This window comes from Nostoc sp. (genome assembly GCF_036917455.1).
In the GTDB taxonomy this organism is placed as follows: Bacteria; Cyanobacteriota; Cyanobacteriia; order Cyanobacteriales; family Nostocaceae; genus Nostoc.
The window spans coordinates 28318-45426 of the sequence record NZ_JBALDK010000201.1 but is presented as its reverse complement, the minus strand read 5'-3'; the positions used below and the strand labels follow the sequence as shown (position 1 = coordinate 45426).

14 protein-coding genes are annotated in these 17109 nt (G+C 43.0%); 2 read left to right on the top strand and 12 right to left on the bottom strand.

Translation table 11 applies throughout. From position 1 onward, the window contains the following. Nucleotides 1–176: 176 nt before the first annotated feature. From V7K42_RS21450 to V7K42_RS21410, 9 genes are all read right to left on the bottom strand, one after another. On the bottom strand, nt 177–923 hold the full coding sequence (locus V7K42_RS21450; protein WP_094332339.1) for an NUDIX hydrolase: 747 nt from the start codon (nt 921–923) through the stop codon (nt 177–179). Next, on the bottom strand, nt 884–1483 hold the full coding sequence (locus V7K42_RS21445) for a nicotinate-nucleotide adenylyltransferase (protein ID WP_334887114.1): 600 nt from the start codon (nt 1481–1483) through the stop codon (nt 884–886). Before V7K42_RS21445 ends, V7K42_RS21450 begins: the two co-directional genes overlap by 40 nt. 43 nt (nt 1484–1526) lie before the next feature. Continuing rightward, nucleotides 1527–2942 carry a nicotinate phosphoribosyltransferase gene (locus tag V7K42_RS21440; protein WP_334919356.1) on the bottom strand — a complete coding sequence of 472 codons (1416 nt, stop codon included), beginning with the start codon at nt 2940–2942 and terminating at the stop codon, nt 1527–1529. A gap of 480 nt (nt 2943–3422) precedes the next feature. Continuing rightward, on the bottom strand, nt 3423–4127 hold the full coding sequence (locus tag V7K42_RS21435) for a mobilization protein (protein ID WP_334887029.1): 705 nt from the start codon (nt 4125–4127) through the stop codon (nt 3423–3425). Nucleotides 4128–4489: 362 nt separating this feature from the next. Further along, entirely contained in the window at nt 4490–5206 is a 717-nt protein-coding gene (locus V7K42_RS21430) for a pirin family protein (RefSeq protein WP_334919355.1), read from the bottom strand. Between the two features lie 346 nt (nt 5207–5552). Further along, nucleotides 5553–6131, bottom strand: coding sequence for a DNA starvation/stationary phase protection protein Dps (gene dps, locus V7K42_RS21425; RefSeq protein ID WP_334919354.1), 579 nt, complete (start codon nt 6129–6131; stop codon nt 5553–5555). Nucleotides 6132–6349: 218 nt separating this feature from the next. Further along, the gene (locus tag V7K42_RS21420) at nt 6350–6484 is read right to left on the bottom strand and encodes a hypothetical protein (protein ID WP_334919353.1); all 135 of its coding nucleotides are present in this window, start codon (nt 6482–6484) and stop codon (nt 6350–6352) included. 44 nt (nt 6485–6528) lie between these two features. Further along, complete coding sequence (locus tag V7K42_RS21415) at nt 6529–6945, bottom strand: hypothetical protein (RefSeq protein ID WP_334919352.1); 417 nt, start codon at nt 6943–6945, stop codon at nt 6529–6531. Between the two features lie 27 nt (nt 6946–6972). After that, nucleotides 6973–7869, bottom strand: a complete 897-nt coding sequence (locus tag V7K42_RS21410) for an FAD-binding domain-containing protein (RefSeq protein WP_334919351.1) — start codon at nt 7867–7869, stop codon at nt 6973–6975. A 513-nt stretch (nt 7870–8382) separates the two neighbouring features. Here V7K42_RS21410 and V7K42_RS21405 point away from each other — a divergent pair. Continuing rightward, a complete protein-coding gene (locus V7K42_RS21405; RefSeq protein WP_334919350.1) occupies nt 8383–9441 on the top strand; it encodes a glycosyltransferase family 4 protein in 1059 nt (352 codons plus the stop codon). Between the two features lie 288 nt (nt 9442–9729). Here the strand turns inward: V7K42_RS21405 and V7K42_RS21400 are convergent, their stop codons facing one another. From V7K42_RS21400 to V7K42_RS21390, 3 genes are all read right to left on the bottom strand, one after another. Beyond that, on the bottom strand, nt 9730–10362 hold the full coding sequence (locus V7K42_RS21400) for a hypothetical protein (RefSeq protein ID WP_334919349.1): 633 nt from the start codon (nt 10360–10362) through the stop codon (nt 9730–9732). Between the two features lie 381 nt (nt 10363–10743). Continuing rightward, on the bottom strand, nt 10744–14031 hold the full coding sequence (locus V7K42_RS21395) for an efflux RND transporter permease subunit (RefSeq protein WP_334919348.1): 3288 nt from the start codon (nt 14029–14031) through the stop codon (nt 10744–10746). A gap of 218 nt (nt 14032–14249) precedes the next feature. Next, the gene (locus V7K42_RS21390; RefSeq protein ID WP_334919347.1) at nt 14250–15827 is read right to left on the bottom strand and encodes an efflux RND transporter periplasmic adaptor subunit; all 1578 of its coding nucleotides are present in this window, start codon (nt 15825–15827) and stop codon (nt 14250–14252) included. Nucleotides 15828–16403: 576 nt separating this feature from the next. Between V7K42_RS21390 and V7K42_RS21385 the strand changes: the two genes are divergently transcribed. Next, nucleotides 16404–16946 (top strand): phycobiliprotein lyase, encoded by a 543-nt coding sequence (locus tag V7K42_RS21385; protein ID WP_334887018.1) that lies wholly within the window; start codon nt 16404–16406, stop codon nt 16944–16946. Nucleotides 16947–17109 lie beyond the last annotated feature (163 nt).

Below are 17109 nucleotides of genomic sequence, written 5' to 3'. Positions count from 1 at the left end.
GGGAGGAGAGGAGCAGGGGAGCAGGGGAGAGTTCAAATACCAAGTTCTTTCCCCTCTGCCCCTCTGCTTCTCTGCCCCTCAAGCTTGTGATAAATGCGGGTTTAAGGGGGTCGCCGCAGCTAGGGGGATCTTAACCGAAAGGTATTGCAGGAATTTGGACTCTGTAAAGTGATTAGTTAAATAAACACCAAAGGTTTATCTTTCAGGGGAGCAAAAGCTTCCGCATCAAACTTATACAAGCTAGCAGGACGACCAGCACCCCGTGATACCTTAATTCCGGTATCGCATAAAAAACCTAACTTGAGTAGACGCGCCCGAAAATTAGAATAATCGGAAAAGTTATCACCTAAAACTGTGGCGTATAACTGATATAAATCGTTTAAGGTAAACATTTCTGGCAAGACTTCAAAAGCTACCGGGCTATACTCTAATTTATTACGCAACCGCCTGTGGCCATAAGCCAGAATTTCATTATGGTCAAAAGCTAATTGCGGTACTTGTTTTACCGGATACCAAGCTATGCCAGTCATGCGATCGGCAATTAATTCGGCTTCCTCAAATCGCACTAGGGCAAAGTAACTAACTGATAGATAACGCACACCATAACTATCAGTTGCTTCCCGTGGATCGCGATTTGGTCCGCCAAATGTATAGAGTTGTTCTAAGTAGAGATTGTTGACCTTAATTTTCTCTGCCATAATGCGATAGGCGGCATCTTCTAAAGACTCTCCGGGACGCACTAAAGTACCGGGAAGACTCCAATGATTTAAAAATGGTTCTTGCTGTCGCATTACAAGTAGAACTAACAGCCGATTTTGTACAGTATCTACAGAAAAAATTACATTATCAACACCAACCTTGAAATCGGCCAAAGGTTGTTGGTTTAACGGAGTTGGTATATTTTTTTGTGAACGTCCTGGCATTCGTACAAATGCTCTTGATTAATATAGGCAACTACAGGGGCTGTGAGGGCTTGAGAATCTCCATGTTCGCGGTATGCTGTTGAGGAAACATCTAGACCGGTCAGACTAGCGATCGCAATTTTCCCTCCCAGCTTTTGCACTACCTCTGAACTAGACTCATCTATTACATATCCGGGTCGCGGTACAATCAGTAGTTGCACTTGCTGTAACAAATCTTCAATGCGATACCAACGTGGTAGCTGACTCAGTAAATCTGAACCAATAATCAACGTCAATTCAGCGTCTTCACCCCAAGTAATCTTCGCTTTCTCAACTGTTTCCAGTGTTCGGAAGCTACTTAATTCTTGTTCCAAAGCAATATTGTGCCTTAGCGCGTCTATATCCGCAATCAACAGTCGCAACATTGCCGCCCGATGTTCTAGGGGTGTTTGATGAGACTTAAATGGATTATCTGCTGCCCAAACCGCTACCCAATCATAACGCTCAGACAACCAACTCAGAATTTTTTCATGTCCCGCAGTTGGTGGATCGGCACTAGTACCAAACAAAGCAACTCTCATAGTAATTCGTAATTCGTAATTAAGACAGACTGAAAAAGTACTTTTAACTCTGTGTTCTGTGCGCCTCTGTGGTTCGTTTCTTAGTTTCTTCAGTCAACACCCGTAACCCCTCAGAAATCTCCACTTCTACAGCTACAGGACCATCTAAACACCGTGTCTGTTGTGGCAAACTAGCAACTGAAGCGGCGGTACGCTGACGAATTGTTGCCAACGATTCCAGTGGTTGCACCTGTTTACCTTCTTGTACTACCAACTGCAACAAAGGTTCCTCATCCAGAAGACTTTCACCTAAAAGTCCCAATCTGTCTGCTTTTACCTTACCTCCTGTAAACGAGCGAAAAATCTGCTTGCGCCCTGGATAAGTAACCTTACCACTTGACTGCTTCATGACTGGGATACCATCAATGTCTACGAGTTTATAGACTCCATTTACAGGCGAACCTGTAACTAGTCGCGTTCCCAGCCCGTAACCATCAATTTGCGCCCCAGCAGCTTTTAACCTGGCAATTTCCCACTCATCCAAGTCGCCACTGGCAAAAATTGGTACACCAGGAAGGAGCGATCGCACCTGTTTTGATAAAGTAACTAAATCTCCTGAGTCCAATCGCACTCCTGTTAATTGCATTTCCTCGGAATTTACTTTTTGGGCCAAGTGCTGGGCAGCAGCAACGGTATCGTAGGTATCAATCAGCAACGGCGCACCCGGAAAATATTGATGAAATGCACTAAAGGCTTGTTCTTCAGTGCCTTCTATTGCTGACAACGCCATCACCAGGGCGTGTGCCATCGTACCACTTGGCTGTTGGCCCAGTTGTAGCGCCGCTAACACATTAGAAGTGGAATCTAACCCACCTGCCAACGCCGCCCGCGCTGCCCACAAAGACCCTTGGGGACTAAATGCTCGTCTTGTGCCAAATTCTAAAAGTGTTGCTGATTCCCCCGCTACATCCCGCAACCTTGCTGCTTTTGTAGCAATCAAAGTCTGGTAATTAATCGTATTCAGAAGGTAAGTTTCCACTAGTTGCGCTTGCCAAAGCGGTGCTTCCACCCGCAACAGTGGTTGATTGGCAAATACAGCTGTCCCTTCTGGTACTGCCCAAACATCACCAGTAAATTTACCCTCAGCTAAAAGTGACCAAAAGCGATCGCTTACATGAGCGAAAATTCCCGTCGCCTGTAATGCGGCAATTTGCGATGGACTAAAGCGGAATTTGGCTAAATATTCCAATGCCTGCGTTAGCCCCATTGCAATTAAATAACCAAAACCCTCTGGCAATCGTCTGACAGACAACTCAAAGCTGGCCCGTCGTTGTTCGATACCTTCGCCTGTGTAACAAGCCGCCATCGTCAATTGGTAAAGATCCGTCAGCAAGCTGTAGTCTTCCGCAGAGAGGTTTAGTTCCTGGTTCTGCTGGCTTTGCTGTTTATATACATAGTCCAAATCTGGCAAAGTTGTCATGCAAGAGATTCCTTACAAGATGCTTCTTTTATTTATGGTAATATTCACCATAAATAATGTCAACTACCGTTAAGGATATTTCAGAGATTGCTCTATAAAGTAGGTTTATGGGCAAATTTATACTAGCTTTATAAAATACTTAATATTTTTTAATAGTAAAAGCTAGTAATAATCTTTATCAGACCTCTTGTAAGAGGTCTAATCCCGGATTTCTCACTACATCTCTCAAAGCCTTGTGCAGGGGAGCAGGGGAGCAGGGGAGCAGGGGAGAGTTCAAATACCAAGTTCTTTCCCCTCTACCCCTCTACCCCTCTGCTCCTCTGCCCCTCTGCCCCTCTGCTCCTCTGCCCCTCTGCCCCTCTGCTCCTCTGCTCCTCTCTCTGCCCCTGAAGCCCCTCTGCTCCTCTCTCTGCCCCTGAAGCCCCTCTGCTCCTGAAGCCCCTCAAACTTGTGAGAAATGCGGGTAATGACTAATGACCGCTATTCAACTTTTTCATACCAGATACCTACTTTCTCAAAAGCACCATAAGCAAGCTTGAGAAAATTCACTACTCTCTGTTTCCCAATTATCCCAAATTCTTTATACTCTCTAGCCTCTGCAAACGTTAGGCGATTTTGGTCAATTATGTTTCTTTCTCTGTATGCTAACTTCGGAAAATCTATAATTTTTATCGGATATTTATTTACTATGTTCTGAAAGTTGGAGTCTGACTCTAGATGCTCCCAATCATCACATAGCCCTAAATTCCTCACCAGAATATGAGGGATTTTCTCACCGTAAGTATTCACTGACTGATTAAACAGGTTGATGCTGTCGTATCCTCCTGTCGATACAAACCATTTGCAAAACATCACTCCTTGCGAACTTCCTAGTTCAAGTAATTGATTAGATTCAATCCACCCTTGTACTGCTCTATGGGATTGTGCGGATAAATTCACAATTACTGGCTTCTCTACCGCCCACTCAAATATTCTATCTGCCTTATTTGCCTGTCGTTCATTCTCACTAAACACAGCATACTTACATATTTCCTTATATACCCCTGCCACATCTGGATTCGATCTATCTGTCTCCACTGGTACAAACGGGATTCTCTTATCTAGACAATACTGAATCATTGTCCTGGCAAAGAGAGATTTTCCTACCCCGCCTTTTTCACCATCTATAAAATGAATCGTTGGCATTACAGCGACCTCTAATATTTATTAAAGTCTGATACATCTTTCCCAGGCTAAGAACTTTTTGGCGATCGCCGCCTAGTTGTTTTCGTAGTTTTGTGAGAAAGTATAACCTTTCTTCAGAGCCGATTGAAGGTCAATTTCGTAGAAAGTAAACGCTTTCTGGTGGTGATAGTTCTTTTTTGTCCTTCTCTTCTAGCTTGTCTAGGAAGTTAGAGTCGCTTAAGGATTCGTAATGCGATGCCTGTGGAGGGCTAGTCCTACGTAAATCCGCACCCAATCGAGAAATATTTCCTCTCCCAAAGCATAATAGGGTGGGCATTCAATGCCCACCCTATTAGCTAGCTTTTCAGCAAACAGACTTAAGATTAGCCCAAATCGAAAAGCAAGATTTCGCCGCCGATGTTGGTGCTAATTTCTAGCTGTTCTTCGCCATTGATTTGCACGCCATCACCTGCTCTAAGTTCTTCACCATTTAAGTTGACTATACCTTGGGCTATTTGTAACCAGGCATAGCGATCGCTTTTGACTTGATAATTAACAACATCACCATCTTCTAAAACAGATGTGTATAAATCCACATCTTGGTGAATCGTCACAGCACCATCGCGCCCATCTTTAGAGGCAATTAAGCGCAGTTTACCGCGCTTTTCTTCGAGAGGAAAAGCTTTTTGTTCGTATCTTGGCGTTATTCCTTCTCGATCGGGAAGAATCCAGATTTGTAGTAAGTGTAATGGTTCAGTTGGTGAGGGATTAAATTCACTGTGGCTGATTCCAGTTCCAGCGCTCATAATTTGGGCATCACCGGGGCGAATCACCGAACCAGTACCCAAGCTGTCTTTATGCTCTACAGCACCTTCTAAGACATAAGTGAGGATTTCCATGTCACGATGACTGTGGGTAGGGAATCCTGCTCCTGGGGCGATACGATCGTCGTTAATCACGCGCAGAGAGCGAAATCCCATCCGGTTGGGATCGTAAAAGCTACCGAAAGAAAATGTGTGATAGCTATCGAGCCAGCCCATTTTAGCGTGACCGCGAGAATTGCGATCGTGAATTAAGTGGGTAATTGTATTTTGAGACATAAATTTACCTCTTTGTTAATGAGTATTTAGTTAGGAAGCGCTCAATTTTTGATTTTGGATTTTAGATAGCGGAGTGTCTTTTGGATTACAGGAAAAATTTAAAACTGGCAGACTTTGAAATCAAAATGGAATTAGCATACCTTTTTACCAACCTAATAACTTCTTCAAGTTTAAGTATTGATTTTGATGGAGAACTTGTAGAAGATATTTGGAATTTCTTGACTTCCTTTTGAACTATTTCAATAGTAAAGTATATACATATAAATGAAAAGTACGCACTTAAAAGTGACGTACTTACCAAAAAGATACTATTAGATTTAAGAAAGACTACTTTTCTCAAAAGTGCTTATTTTACACCAGCAGGGATCTTTTGAGTTTTAGTAATACCAGCTTTGCCATTGCCATTCTCTGCCTTAATTTCTGCTACTTGCAGATGAGCTTCTAAGAACCAGAGACGTTTGTCAATGGTGCGGGAGATTTCGGTGTAAAGATCGGCAGTATCGAGGTCGTCTAATTCATCAGTTTTAGCGATCGCGTCTCTAAGATGTTTAGCATAGATGGCATAACGATCTGCTAAGGCTGTTACATGGTCTTTACCATCCAAAATATCTAATGCATATTCTGGCAAAATTGAATTACTAGCTGCGGCCCGGGCTGTTCCAAAAGCGTATCCGCCTAAAGCTGTAATGCGTTCAGCTACCAAATCGATATACTCTTCCAGTTCGCCAGCCAGTTCATCAAATAATAGGTGTAGCTGGTAGAAGTCAGTCCCTTTAACATTCCAGTGAGCTTGCTTGGCTTGGGTTTTCAGATCCGAAGTAGCTGCCAAGCTTTGGTTGAGAAGTTCCACGATTTGGACTCGCGCTTCGGCAGGAATGTCAATGCGAGTAGGGTACAGACGTGATGTAATGCTGTTGTCGCTCATGAGTCTACGTTGTTAATGCCTTTTAAACCTAACTTTACAGATATTAGTTGGCTGTGCGAAACTCTCTGACGATGGATTATATTAACGGCTGAATGTGTTACTGTATATAGCTTATACAATTTTTAATTGAGAATTTTTCGGCAAAAGGGTCAAACGATAAATGACATTAGATGTGATGGTTTTCTATGGTATTAAATGTACTACCGAAAAGGCGATCGCTAATTTTTATCATTTGGCAAAAAGTCATGAGCAACACTCAGTTCAATTTGACTCACTTCATCTAACGGTTGCAAATGTTCAGGCGAGAGACTGAGATACAAAGAAGCGATGTAAAGTACTTTACCTGTATCCATTGGCAGAAGAAGCGATCGCTAAGTGTTACAATATTACAATTGGGCTATTCAAAAACATAATCTTGAGCCACTTTCCAATAGCGTGAGAACCGCTTCAGGTCAATATAGCCATCATAATCAAAAAATGGTTCAACCTCTACGACTTCCACTGCTATAGAACTCTCTATTTGATTGCAAATGTCATTAAATCGGGGACTGGGACTGTTGGCTGTGACAACTAAATTCGCATCATGTTCTTTCGCACAAGCTAAAATTTCTTGTGCCACATCACCACGACGGATAACAACGGGTAACTCTAGCAAGCATTCGTAAATAAACGTGAGGCGTTTAAGACTCAGTTGCCATTCATCTATCAAAGCCTCGTCCCAAACCCAGATAGCTGGGGCATCAGGATATTTTTGCAATCCGGGGTTATATGGACTGAGGCAGTCTCCATGTACCCAAACAATTGGTTTAGTCATTTGTTATTTGTCATTTGTCAAGAGTTATTATTCTCTTCCTTGTCCCGCTTGTCCTCTCCCACTCCCCCTGCTCCCCTTCCCTTTTTTATCACGCTGCCAACTTTGGCTATTGGCTTGTTTGCTAAATTCCCCTTTAGGAAAAAGTCGCTGTTCTAATTCTTCATAGCTGTCTTCAAAATCACAATGGCCGTAAAGGGGACATTTCTGGCAATAAATACTTTTAGTGTAGCGTTCCAAATTTTCACGGTTGAAAAAATACGGTTTATGACTAAAGGTGCTAGCAACCCACTGCCAGGACATATTATTGCTAGCAGGATCTCCATCTAAAAGGTGTTCGAGAAACCACTTCGCTCCCGCTTGCCAACGAATCCGCCGCCAATGGACAATATAAGCGGCTAGCCACATCCGCGCGTGGTTATGTAAATAGCCAGTTTCTTTTAAATCATGGCTAAAACTGTCAATGCAGACTCTGCCTGTGGTTCCTTGTTTGATATCTTGCGGCAATTCCAATGTATATTCAGCCACAGTGTAACCAGTTTTATACTCTTCCTGGTCTTTCCAGATTCCATCCCCTAACTTCACATACAACCGTTGCCAGTAGTCGCGCCAACCTAACTCGTTAATTAGTTTCGTCGCATCGTTTTGGTGCTGTACCCGTTCAAGGACATAATCTCGAATTTCTCGCAAACTCAAAACGCCATAACGAATGTAAGGCGAAAGTCGCGTGACTGCACCGATGAAAAAATTACGTGTTTGCGCGTACCCTACTGGGTCGATTTTTTGCAGCGCTTCTTGTGCTGCTTTGCGTCCCCCCAGAGTTTGGCTGATGTGGCGATCGCGTTCTGCTGCACCTGGGAATTGTTCGCGGAGGTAAGCTACCAACTCATCGCGGTTGGTAAATTCGCGTTGCATATCTTTAGACATTATTAGTTTTGACTCTCGACGATCGCTACTTTAGTAAATCTTAATCTTAAGCGACTTTTCAAAGCTTCAATTCCAACTTTCATGACTATCAGCTTGCTAAAGTATAGGACTCCTATTTGATTTTTGAACAAGATTCAGTACACATCTATACCCTTCTTTTCTGTTGCGTATTCCCTACCTACGCAGATAATTATGGCTACGCCACGCTACGCGAACAGGAATCAAATCGGATCGCTGCTGATGCTGGTGTAGCCATTGGAAATAGAAAATAAATCTCTAGCGACTGAAATTACAGATTCGGTCTTTAAAATTTTGGAGTTTTACCCCGATTTATCGAGCTGTTACTGAATAAGTCTTTAAGCTAAGTAACTCGTTATCAACGCTATTAGTCAGTAGTGAGTGGTGAATTGTACCGACTACTGACTACTTTTTAGCTGTCGCTGAATATCTCAATAATTATGTTGATTGATACTCAGTTACTTATCTTAAATTTTTATACATTTCTAAAACATTATGCGAATCATACATATTTTAAACCACGTTCAAGAGATCGGTAACGGTATTGTAAATGTGGCTGTGGACTTGGCTTGTTTACAGGCAAAATCTGGTTATGAGGTAGCAGTTATTTCTGCTGGTGGTGAATATGAAAAATTACTAAATGTATGTGGTGTCAAACACTACCAATTAGACCAAACGAGGAAACCGATAAGTATTATCAAAGCGGCTAGGCGTTACCGAGCGATCGCAGCAGAATTTCGGCCGGATATTGTTCATGCTCACATGATGACGGGAGTAATTCTAGCGCGCATTTTTAAAGGCAATAAATATACTTTAGTTTCCACAGTCCACAACGAATTTCAGCGTTCCAGTGTGCTGATGGGTTTAGCTGACAGGGTAATTGCCGTCAGCAAGGCGGTGCGAGATTCTATGGCAAAGCGCGGTATCCCAGGAAACAAGTTGCGGGTAGTATGCAATGGAACTTTGGGCAGTCCCCGTACCCGGCCAATACAAGATTATCAGCCTTTAGGGTTACAACGTCCAGCGATCGCTACTGTAGCCGGAATGTATCAACGCAAAGGTATTGCTGAGTTAATCGCTGCCTTTGAACAAATTGCCCCAGATTTTCCCCAAGCGCACCTTTATTTGGTAGGAAATGGCCCGGATAAACAGCTATTTGAGGCACAAGCACTAGCAACTTCTGTAAAAGAACGGATTCATTTTGAAGGCTTCCAGCCAGAACCTCAACGCTACCTGATATCTTGTGACATATTTGTGCTGGCTTCCCATCGAGATCCTTGCCCTCTGGTACTTTCCGAAGCCAGAGAAGCTGGAATTGCGATCGTTGGCACTCAAGTAGATGGGATTCCTGAAGCTTTGGACAATGGGCAAGCAGGTCTTTTAGTGCCAGCAAAAGAGAGTAAGGCTTTGGCTGGGGTTTTAGTGCAATTACTGAATAATGCCGATATGTTGTCTGAGTGGAAACACCGGGCAAATCAAAACCTCCAGTGGTTAAGTGTTGCCCGCGTTCATCAGGAAACATTGGCAGTGTATCGTGAGTTAATTATAGATTAAAGGGGATTGGGGATTGGGAATTGGGGATTGGGTATGGATTATTTATTCTCCTTTTCCCTAGTCCCCAGTCCGAATGGCACGCTTGTAAAGGGAAAATCTTTGAGGCTCTTGGGTGCAGAGGAGCAGAGGAGCAGGGGAGCAGGGGAGCAGGGGAGAAAGAAGAAGTTTTAGGTATTGCGTTTGGATATTTAGAAATTCCCCTCTGCAACCTTGCCCCTGCCCCTCTGTAATCCTTACGCTGCATACTCTTCAGCTTAAATTAGTGCCATTCTCCCCAGTCCCTTGTCCCTAATAACCATGTAGCGATCGCTTGAATTTTAAAGCTACACCTAAAGCACCAAGGACTAATACACCCAAAACGTTAGTTGATTCAGGAATAGCGGTATAAAAAGCAGCAACTCTTATAGGGCCATCTTTATCTGTTTGTTCTGCTGGTATTGGTGGAACGATTCCACCACCTGGGGCTAGATTTGGTAGTGTAGCAAAGGGATTGTAAAACAGGCTTCCCTTTGGAATTACGCCACCACTAAAAGTAATAGTGCTACCACTGATGCTAATGTCTGTAAAAATATCCTTTAGATCGGGGTTATTAGAGTAACCAACTTTTCCATCTTTATTAACATCTCCCCACTCCACAGGCTCATTATTATAAGACAGCGTTTTTAAATCAAAGACTAAGCTTTCAATATCGTACCCAGTGTTATTTTGAAAGTTATTAGCTACATCTGGCACACCATATTCTATTACTTGCCCTGGTTGATAATCTGTAAGAATTCTTGGGTTTTTTAACTTGAGTATGTCTTTATTTTGAGTCGTTACAATGGGTTCTACCAAGATAACGGCTTTCGCTGGTGTCAAAGACAAAAAACTAATTCCTGCTGCTCCTAGAAGAGACAAGGCTATTTTGGTTACTATTGTCATATTTCTGTCCTCTTCGATATTGATTGAGAAAATGCTATGTCGGGTGGATTAAATCAAACAGCAAAACCTCACTTTTGAACTGCTATATACTTGCTAGGTAAATAGCGGTTAATGTGTGCTTGCTCAGTGAGTTTACATATACTCGTATGTTGATTTATAAAGCAATTCTGGTAATGCTCGATCGCAATAACTAGTAATTTCACGCAATCTTTATAAAAAATCTAAGTCAGAACTTATGTATGTGTTGACATATTAGACAATGTGTAGAGAGAGCAAAAAAGCTTAGTTAACGCGATCTGCCAACGAAAAACTTGTTGAAAGATCGCGTTAATTGAAATTTTAGTGTCTGGCGTGTTGAAAAAATTAATCCCTCTCAGGAACTCAAATAAATTTTTTCGTAAATCCACGCAATCGGATTAACACTGGCTTCGCCCAATTTCCACCTAGCAAATCGTGCAGCAGGATATAAAAACAGGGGATGATAAATAGTGTCAGCATTGTAGAGATCGCCATCCCAAAGAAAACTACAATCCCTAAAGGCTGCAAAAACTCAGAACCTTCGCCAATGCCCAATGCTAAGGGGCACAGTCCCAATATAGTGGTGACTGTGGTCATGATAATCGGGCGCAAGCGTTGAGGAGCAGCTTTCACGATCGCAATTTGGCGACTACAACCTTCCTCATCCCGAATTTGGTTTGCAAGTTCCACCATCAGAATCCCTGCGTTCACGACAATTCCCACCAGCAGGACGACACCAACAATTACAGTTGCGCCAATTGCAGTTTGGGTAATGTAAAGCCCAAAAATTCCCCCAGCTAACGCTAGTGGTACGGTGAAGATAATTACCAACGGGTCAATGAGCGAATTGTATTGCACCGCCATAACTACAAAGATTAAGAACACCGCCAACGCCCCCAAAGTTTTTAAAGCATCTTGAAGTTGTTGATTAGTTTCTTGGGCAGAACTAGGCACAATTGAAACGCCATCAGGTAAGTCTACATCCTTAAGTACCTCGTTGACTTCTGCGATCGCCTCACCAAGACTAGCTCCCTCGCTCAGATTTCCTGCGACAATAAAAGCTTGGCGCTGATTAATCCGTTGCACTTCACCAGGCGCTTGACCTTCTTGAATGTTCGCAACATCTGAAAGACGGATTAGTTGATTGTTTTCTGTAAATAGCGGTAATTGCTTTAGCTGGGAAGGACGCTGAATTGCTTCTTTATTTAGCTGTACCCGCACATCAACTAAACGATTACCGCGTTGAATTTGTGTAGGAACTGAACCTTCAATTGCTGTTTGAACAGTTGCACCAATTTGCCCGGCGCTCAATCCTAAAGCCGAAACCCTTTCCCAGTCAGGGTGAATTTGGATTTCTGGTTGTCGGGGGTCAGCATCTGGTCGGAATGTCGCTAATTTTGCCCTTTCTTGCAATGCTTGCAACACTTGCGCCCCTGCTTGCGTTAAACTTTCTTCTTTCTCACCTTGCAAAATCACGTCAACTTCCGATCCTTGCACTGGAGAATTACTCAAGATTAAACCCCGCACCTGGCCGGGATTGAGGCGCAGCAGAATTCCTGCTAAGTTGAGTTTGTTAAATTCCTGAGTTACTTTTTTGACGAAGGCTTCGACATCTGTACCTGGTTTAAGATTGATGGTGCTACTGGCACGTAAAGGATTTTCTGTAGTATTGCTACCAAACAAAGAACCACCCACAGTTGTAAAAGCAGACTCGGTTTCTGGTTGTTTGAGCAAAATGTCATCGACAATTTGCATAACTTTTTCAGAAGTTGCTAGAGGTGTACCGGGTGGAAACTGCGCTCTCAAATTAGCTTGACCAGTACTAATGCGGGGTAAAATTTCTTGGGGAATTTGACCAAACATCAAAAAGCTACTACTGCCTAAAATCAGCAAAGCAGCAGTTACTACAATGAGACGATAGCGTAAAACCCTGGTTAGGAAGCTACCATATCCCCGCGTAGCATCTTCAAATCGGTGGTTAAACTGTCTAAGCAACCAAAATTCCCCGATCCGACTAGACCAGGGAATTCCCAAAAGTCGAGAAGATAGCATCGGCACTACTGTAATCGCAACTACAAGGGATGCTGCAACTGCGAAGCTAATTGTCAGAATCAGTTCATTAAATAGCAGTGCAATAAAGCCGCCAATTAAAAGGAATGGCACTACAGAAACTAAGTTTGCCCCTGTAGCAGCAACTAAAGCAGATTCTACTTCTTGGGAAGCTGCGATCGCACTGTCAATAAAGAATTTGGAATTTTTCTTCTGTCCCTCTGCCTCCATCTCTTTCTGATTGGGAGTCATGCCCGTTTTTTCGGAAATGTTCTCTAAGATCACAACCGATGTGTCAATTGCTTGACCAACTCCTAATGTCAAACCTGCCAAACTAAACACATTCAAAGTCAGGCCAAAGATTTTCATTAAAGCGATCGCAGCCAGAGTACACAATGGGATGGTCAAACTGATAATCAATGTTTGCCTAAACGATCCCAAAAATAACAACACGGCTGCTGCTGCTAGCAATGCCCCAGAAATCCCCGAAAAGATGACATCATTTAAAGAATTGCGAATAAAGACAGATTCATCTGTGGTGGGACTCAAAGTCATGTCTGCTGGAATTAAACCCGATTGCCGTAATTGTTCAATTCGCTGTTTAACAGCATCTACAACTGCGATCGTGTTGGCTTCAGGCTGCTTTTGAATTGAAAATTTCACCGCAGGCTGACGATTGAGGTAAACAAATACTCGCTGCTCTTCTGTATCGTCAATTACCTCAGCAAAGTCTCGCAAGTAGACGCGGCGGGAAGGAGTAGGGGAGGTAGGGGAGGTAGGGGAGGCAGGGGAGGCAGGGGAGGTAGGGGAGGTAGGGGAAGAAGAGGAGACTTCTAAGGAAAGGTTTTCAATTTCCTTGGCATTTTGGAAGCGTCCAACAGTTCGAGTCAATGGCTCGGAATTTTGTCCTAGAATCCGACCGCCAGAAGTATCTTGGTTACGGGCTGTTAATTCATCTAAGACATCATTTAGCCCTACACCCAAAGCTTGCAATCGGTTTAAATCAACAAGCACGCGTACTTCTTCTTCTGCACCACCAGATACATCAACTGAGGCGACTCCTGGCACGACACTAAGTTCGCGGTTTAATTCTTCATCAGCAAATATACGTAATTCTTTGCCTGGCAAAGAAGCAGATGTCAGCGCTAATTCATAAACCGGCAATTGAGAGGGATCGACTTTAAATAATCGCGGCTCCTCTATCGTATCTGGCAGTTGTCCTCGACCCCGATTAAAAGCAGCAGTAGCATCGTTTAGGGCTTGGTCAATATCGCCTCCTGGTTGGAAGTATAAATCGAGGCTTACCTGTCCTTCACGGGTACGGGAGAAAACTTGCACTACATTTTCGGTTGCAGCTAAAGCTTCTTCTAAAGGTCTGGTGATTTCATCTACTGCTACTTCTGGGGAAATACCAGGAGCTTCTAGCCGAACGCCAATTCGGGGATAGGTAATTGATGGTAGAAGATCGACTTGGATGGTTGTGAGAAAAAATACCCCTATGACAATTACTGCCACAGTGAGCATGAGTGTGCCAATGTGTTGGCGGATAGCGATCGCACTAAGACTAAATCCGCTATTGCCATTATTATTTGCTTGTTGCATGATTCTAAGTGCTAAATGCTAAATGCTGACTACTGAGTAGTTTTTTCATTGGTATGGTGGTTATTGCAAATTAAAGGGTTTAAATCCCCTTATGTAACTCTTTTCAATTTTGTTAGCGCAGCCTTAGCGAGTCCGCGTACCCCTGCTCTTAAGCAAGCTAGCAAGAGCGTCTCGTAGAGAGCGTCATTTTGAATTTTGAATTGTTATTGCTCACCCTACTATTGCTTTTCTGAAAGAATTGAAAGACTTACAGTGTCACCTTCTTTTAACGGTTTACCACTCCGAACAACATAGCGCTCTCCCGCTTGCAAACCGGATAAAATTTCCACTCTACTATCAGCCCTTTCTCCCAACATTACGGCTCGTGTTGTTACCTTCGTTTTGCCTTCTGCGTCTTTGACAACAAATATTGTCCCACTTCGGTCTTGTGGTTTTACCTCTGCTCTACCAGATGTGTTAGGCGCGGAAGATTCCTGCCGGACATTTGTTTGCGTCTCCCCTATACCCTTAGAGTTATTACTGGCTGCTTGTTTTTGAATGGCTGTTTGTGGCACGACTACGCGCTGTTGAGTCTGGTTTTCAAAGTTGACTCGCGCTAGCAGTCCACTGCCAATTTTGCCTTGAGCGTTGGGAATTACAACCTCTATAGGTATTAATCGAGCGGTGGCATCGGCAGCAGGAGAAATGCGGGTAACTCTCCCAATTAATCCTTGATCGGGAAAGGCATCTAAGCGAACTTGTACAGACTGTCCAACCTGAATTTGTGCTAGTTCTAATTCGGAAACTTGCACAACAACTTTTACACGGTTAAAATCGCCAATTTTGAGGACTTCATTACCTGCTTGTAGAAGATTGCCCGGTTCTGTCACCTTTTCTGTAACTATGCCAGCGATCGGAGATGTCAGCCGAGTGTAAGACCTACGTTCTTTGGCTTGGGCAACCAATGCTTGCTGGGCAAGTACTCTACCTTGGGCGGCGGCGACGGCTTGCTGTTCTGTACGGACTTGCTCTTGGGCTGCCCGCAGTGCCTGGGCTGCTGTTTGCGCCTGGGTACGTGATTGTTGGGCAGTTTGTTCAGCGATCGCTCCAGCTTTAAACAACTTCTGCTGCCGTTCTGAATCTGCCTGAGCTTGTAGAACCTCTAACCGCGCCCGTTCAACGTCTGCACGGGCATTACTTACCTGATTATTTGCCCTAGCTACTTCTGATTTCAGGGCTGCTAGTTCGGCTTCTGCTTGCTTTAATTCGGTCGAAAGGATGGCATCATCCAACTGCCCGACGTTTTGCCCAAGCTTTACTGTATCGCCCACATCTAAGTTCAAAGCCAACAAGCGACCTTCTACTTGCGATCGCAGCGATACGATGCGGAAGGGTATTGTATTACCTGTATATTCTGGTTGTTTTTGTAGCAAGTCAGTTCGAGCGATCGCCACATCTACAGGCGTTCCGCCACTCCGTTCGCTACTTCCAGGACTCTGAGATTGTGCATCTGCTGATTCTTTGGGCGATGAACCGCAACTCACCGTCAGCAATCCTATACCTAACAAACAGGAAATTAATAAACTTCTTACAGAAGCGGAGGTAAGGAAATAGTTTTTCCCTTTCGCTTTTCCACCAGTTGCACAAGTATTGTTTGCAAGAAGTCTACTCTTTAAATCTGCGTAGGCGCAGCTCAACCCAGGCATCACTACCCCAGTCTTTACAACTGAATTTAACTGGATATTTATTAGTTGGTTAGCGACTACGGGATCTTTCCTTTTAACCTGTTTGTGCGGCTTATTTATGTCCAAAATCATTTGTTTTTCTCCTATTGGGGAGCTTTTGGGGTTAAACAGCCGTGTTTTACCAAGTAATTTTGAGAGATATCATTAACAAAAAACGGCGAGAATTCATAAGCTGTCTGACAGTAATTTTTTTGATTAAAAACTACTGTTTTCCCACAAAAGTCCAAAATTTCTCACCGTTCTACTTCTTACGCAGAGGTAGATAATCTTCTTGCAGTTAATAAATTATAAACTTAGTATAAAGATTTGTCTGTTTTCTGGAATCTACCTATAGGAGAAACCTGGTTTTTTCTCAAGATATGAAACTTTTTATCTCAATACCATAATATTAGCGATATTAAAATAATTATTCTTAGTTTTACATATTTTTTTGCTCTTACTATAACTACTGATAGTTACAGATATTGTTATTTATTACGAATATTAAAGATTTATTGCTTTTTTATGTCTATAATGTAGTGGAAAACACTATTTTTTCTTAGCCTCCTTGCGTAATATGGCAAGAAACAGGGCGATAAGTACATAACAACAGGTAAGAATGAACTTTTTTGCCAGAAATATATTTGCATTAGGTGAGGAAGGTAAGGCGTGACATCTCTGTTCAAAATTGCACAAACCACTGATGAATCTCAGATTTCCGAATTTTTCCATGAATCAGCAGGTAAGTGGCGATCGCAACGACGCTACTACACGCTACCCGAAGGAGAAACTAAGGAGATAGAGAGTATAGTTACAATCAATTTTCTAGAGCAGGGTTGTGATGAATTGCAAAAGCTAGCTCAGATGCACGATTTATCTGATGTAGGGAGTTTAATTTGTGGTGCGGCAGTTGTCTGGGAAAGTACGGACGTGCTGAAGACAAAGAAAGAATCGCAAGGTTCAACAATATTTGGGGTGATGGGAAATACCTTGTATCGCGATCGCGGTTTTGCCATATCTAAACCAGTCACCGCCCATTATTATTTCTCCAACCCGAAAACACTGTGTTTGCGAACTGAATACAACGGCTCAGTATTTGAGGAAGAGTTAAAGCTAATTGGCAGCAAATACCGCACTAGACAAACCATTATCTCTCGTGCTGGCGAGCAGTTGATGATTGGTCAATATTTAGAAAAGAGAGTGGAGAGTTAGTTTATTGGGTGGCTATGGCTGGCGGCTATAGCTTCACCCATTTTAGAACTACACGGTACCTAGCTCTTAAATGGCAATATAACTTTTTATAACATTTTATCAAACTTCCTCCCTGAAAGTGAATGGCTATGCAATCATGGGAGGTGAAATGAGAATTAATTCG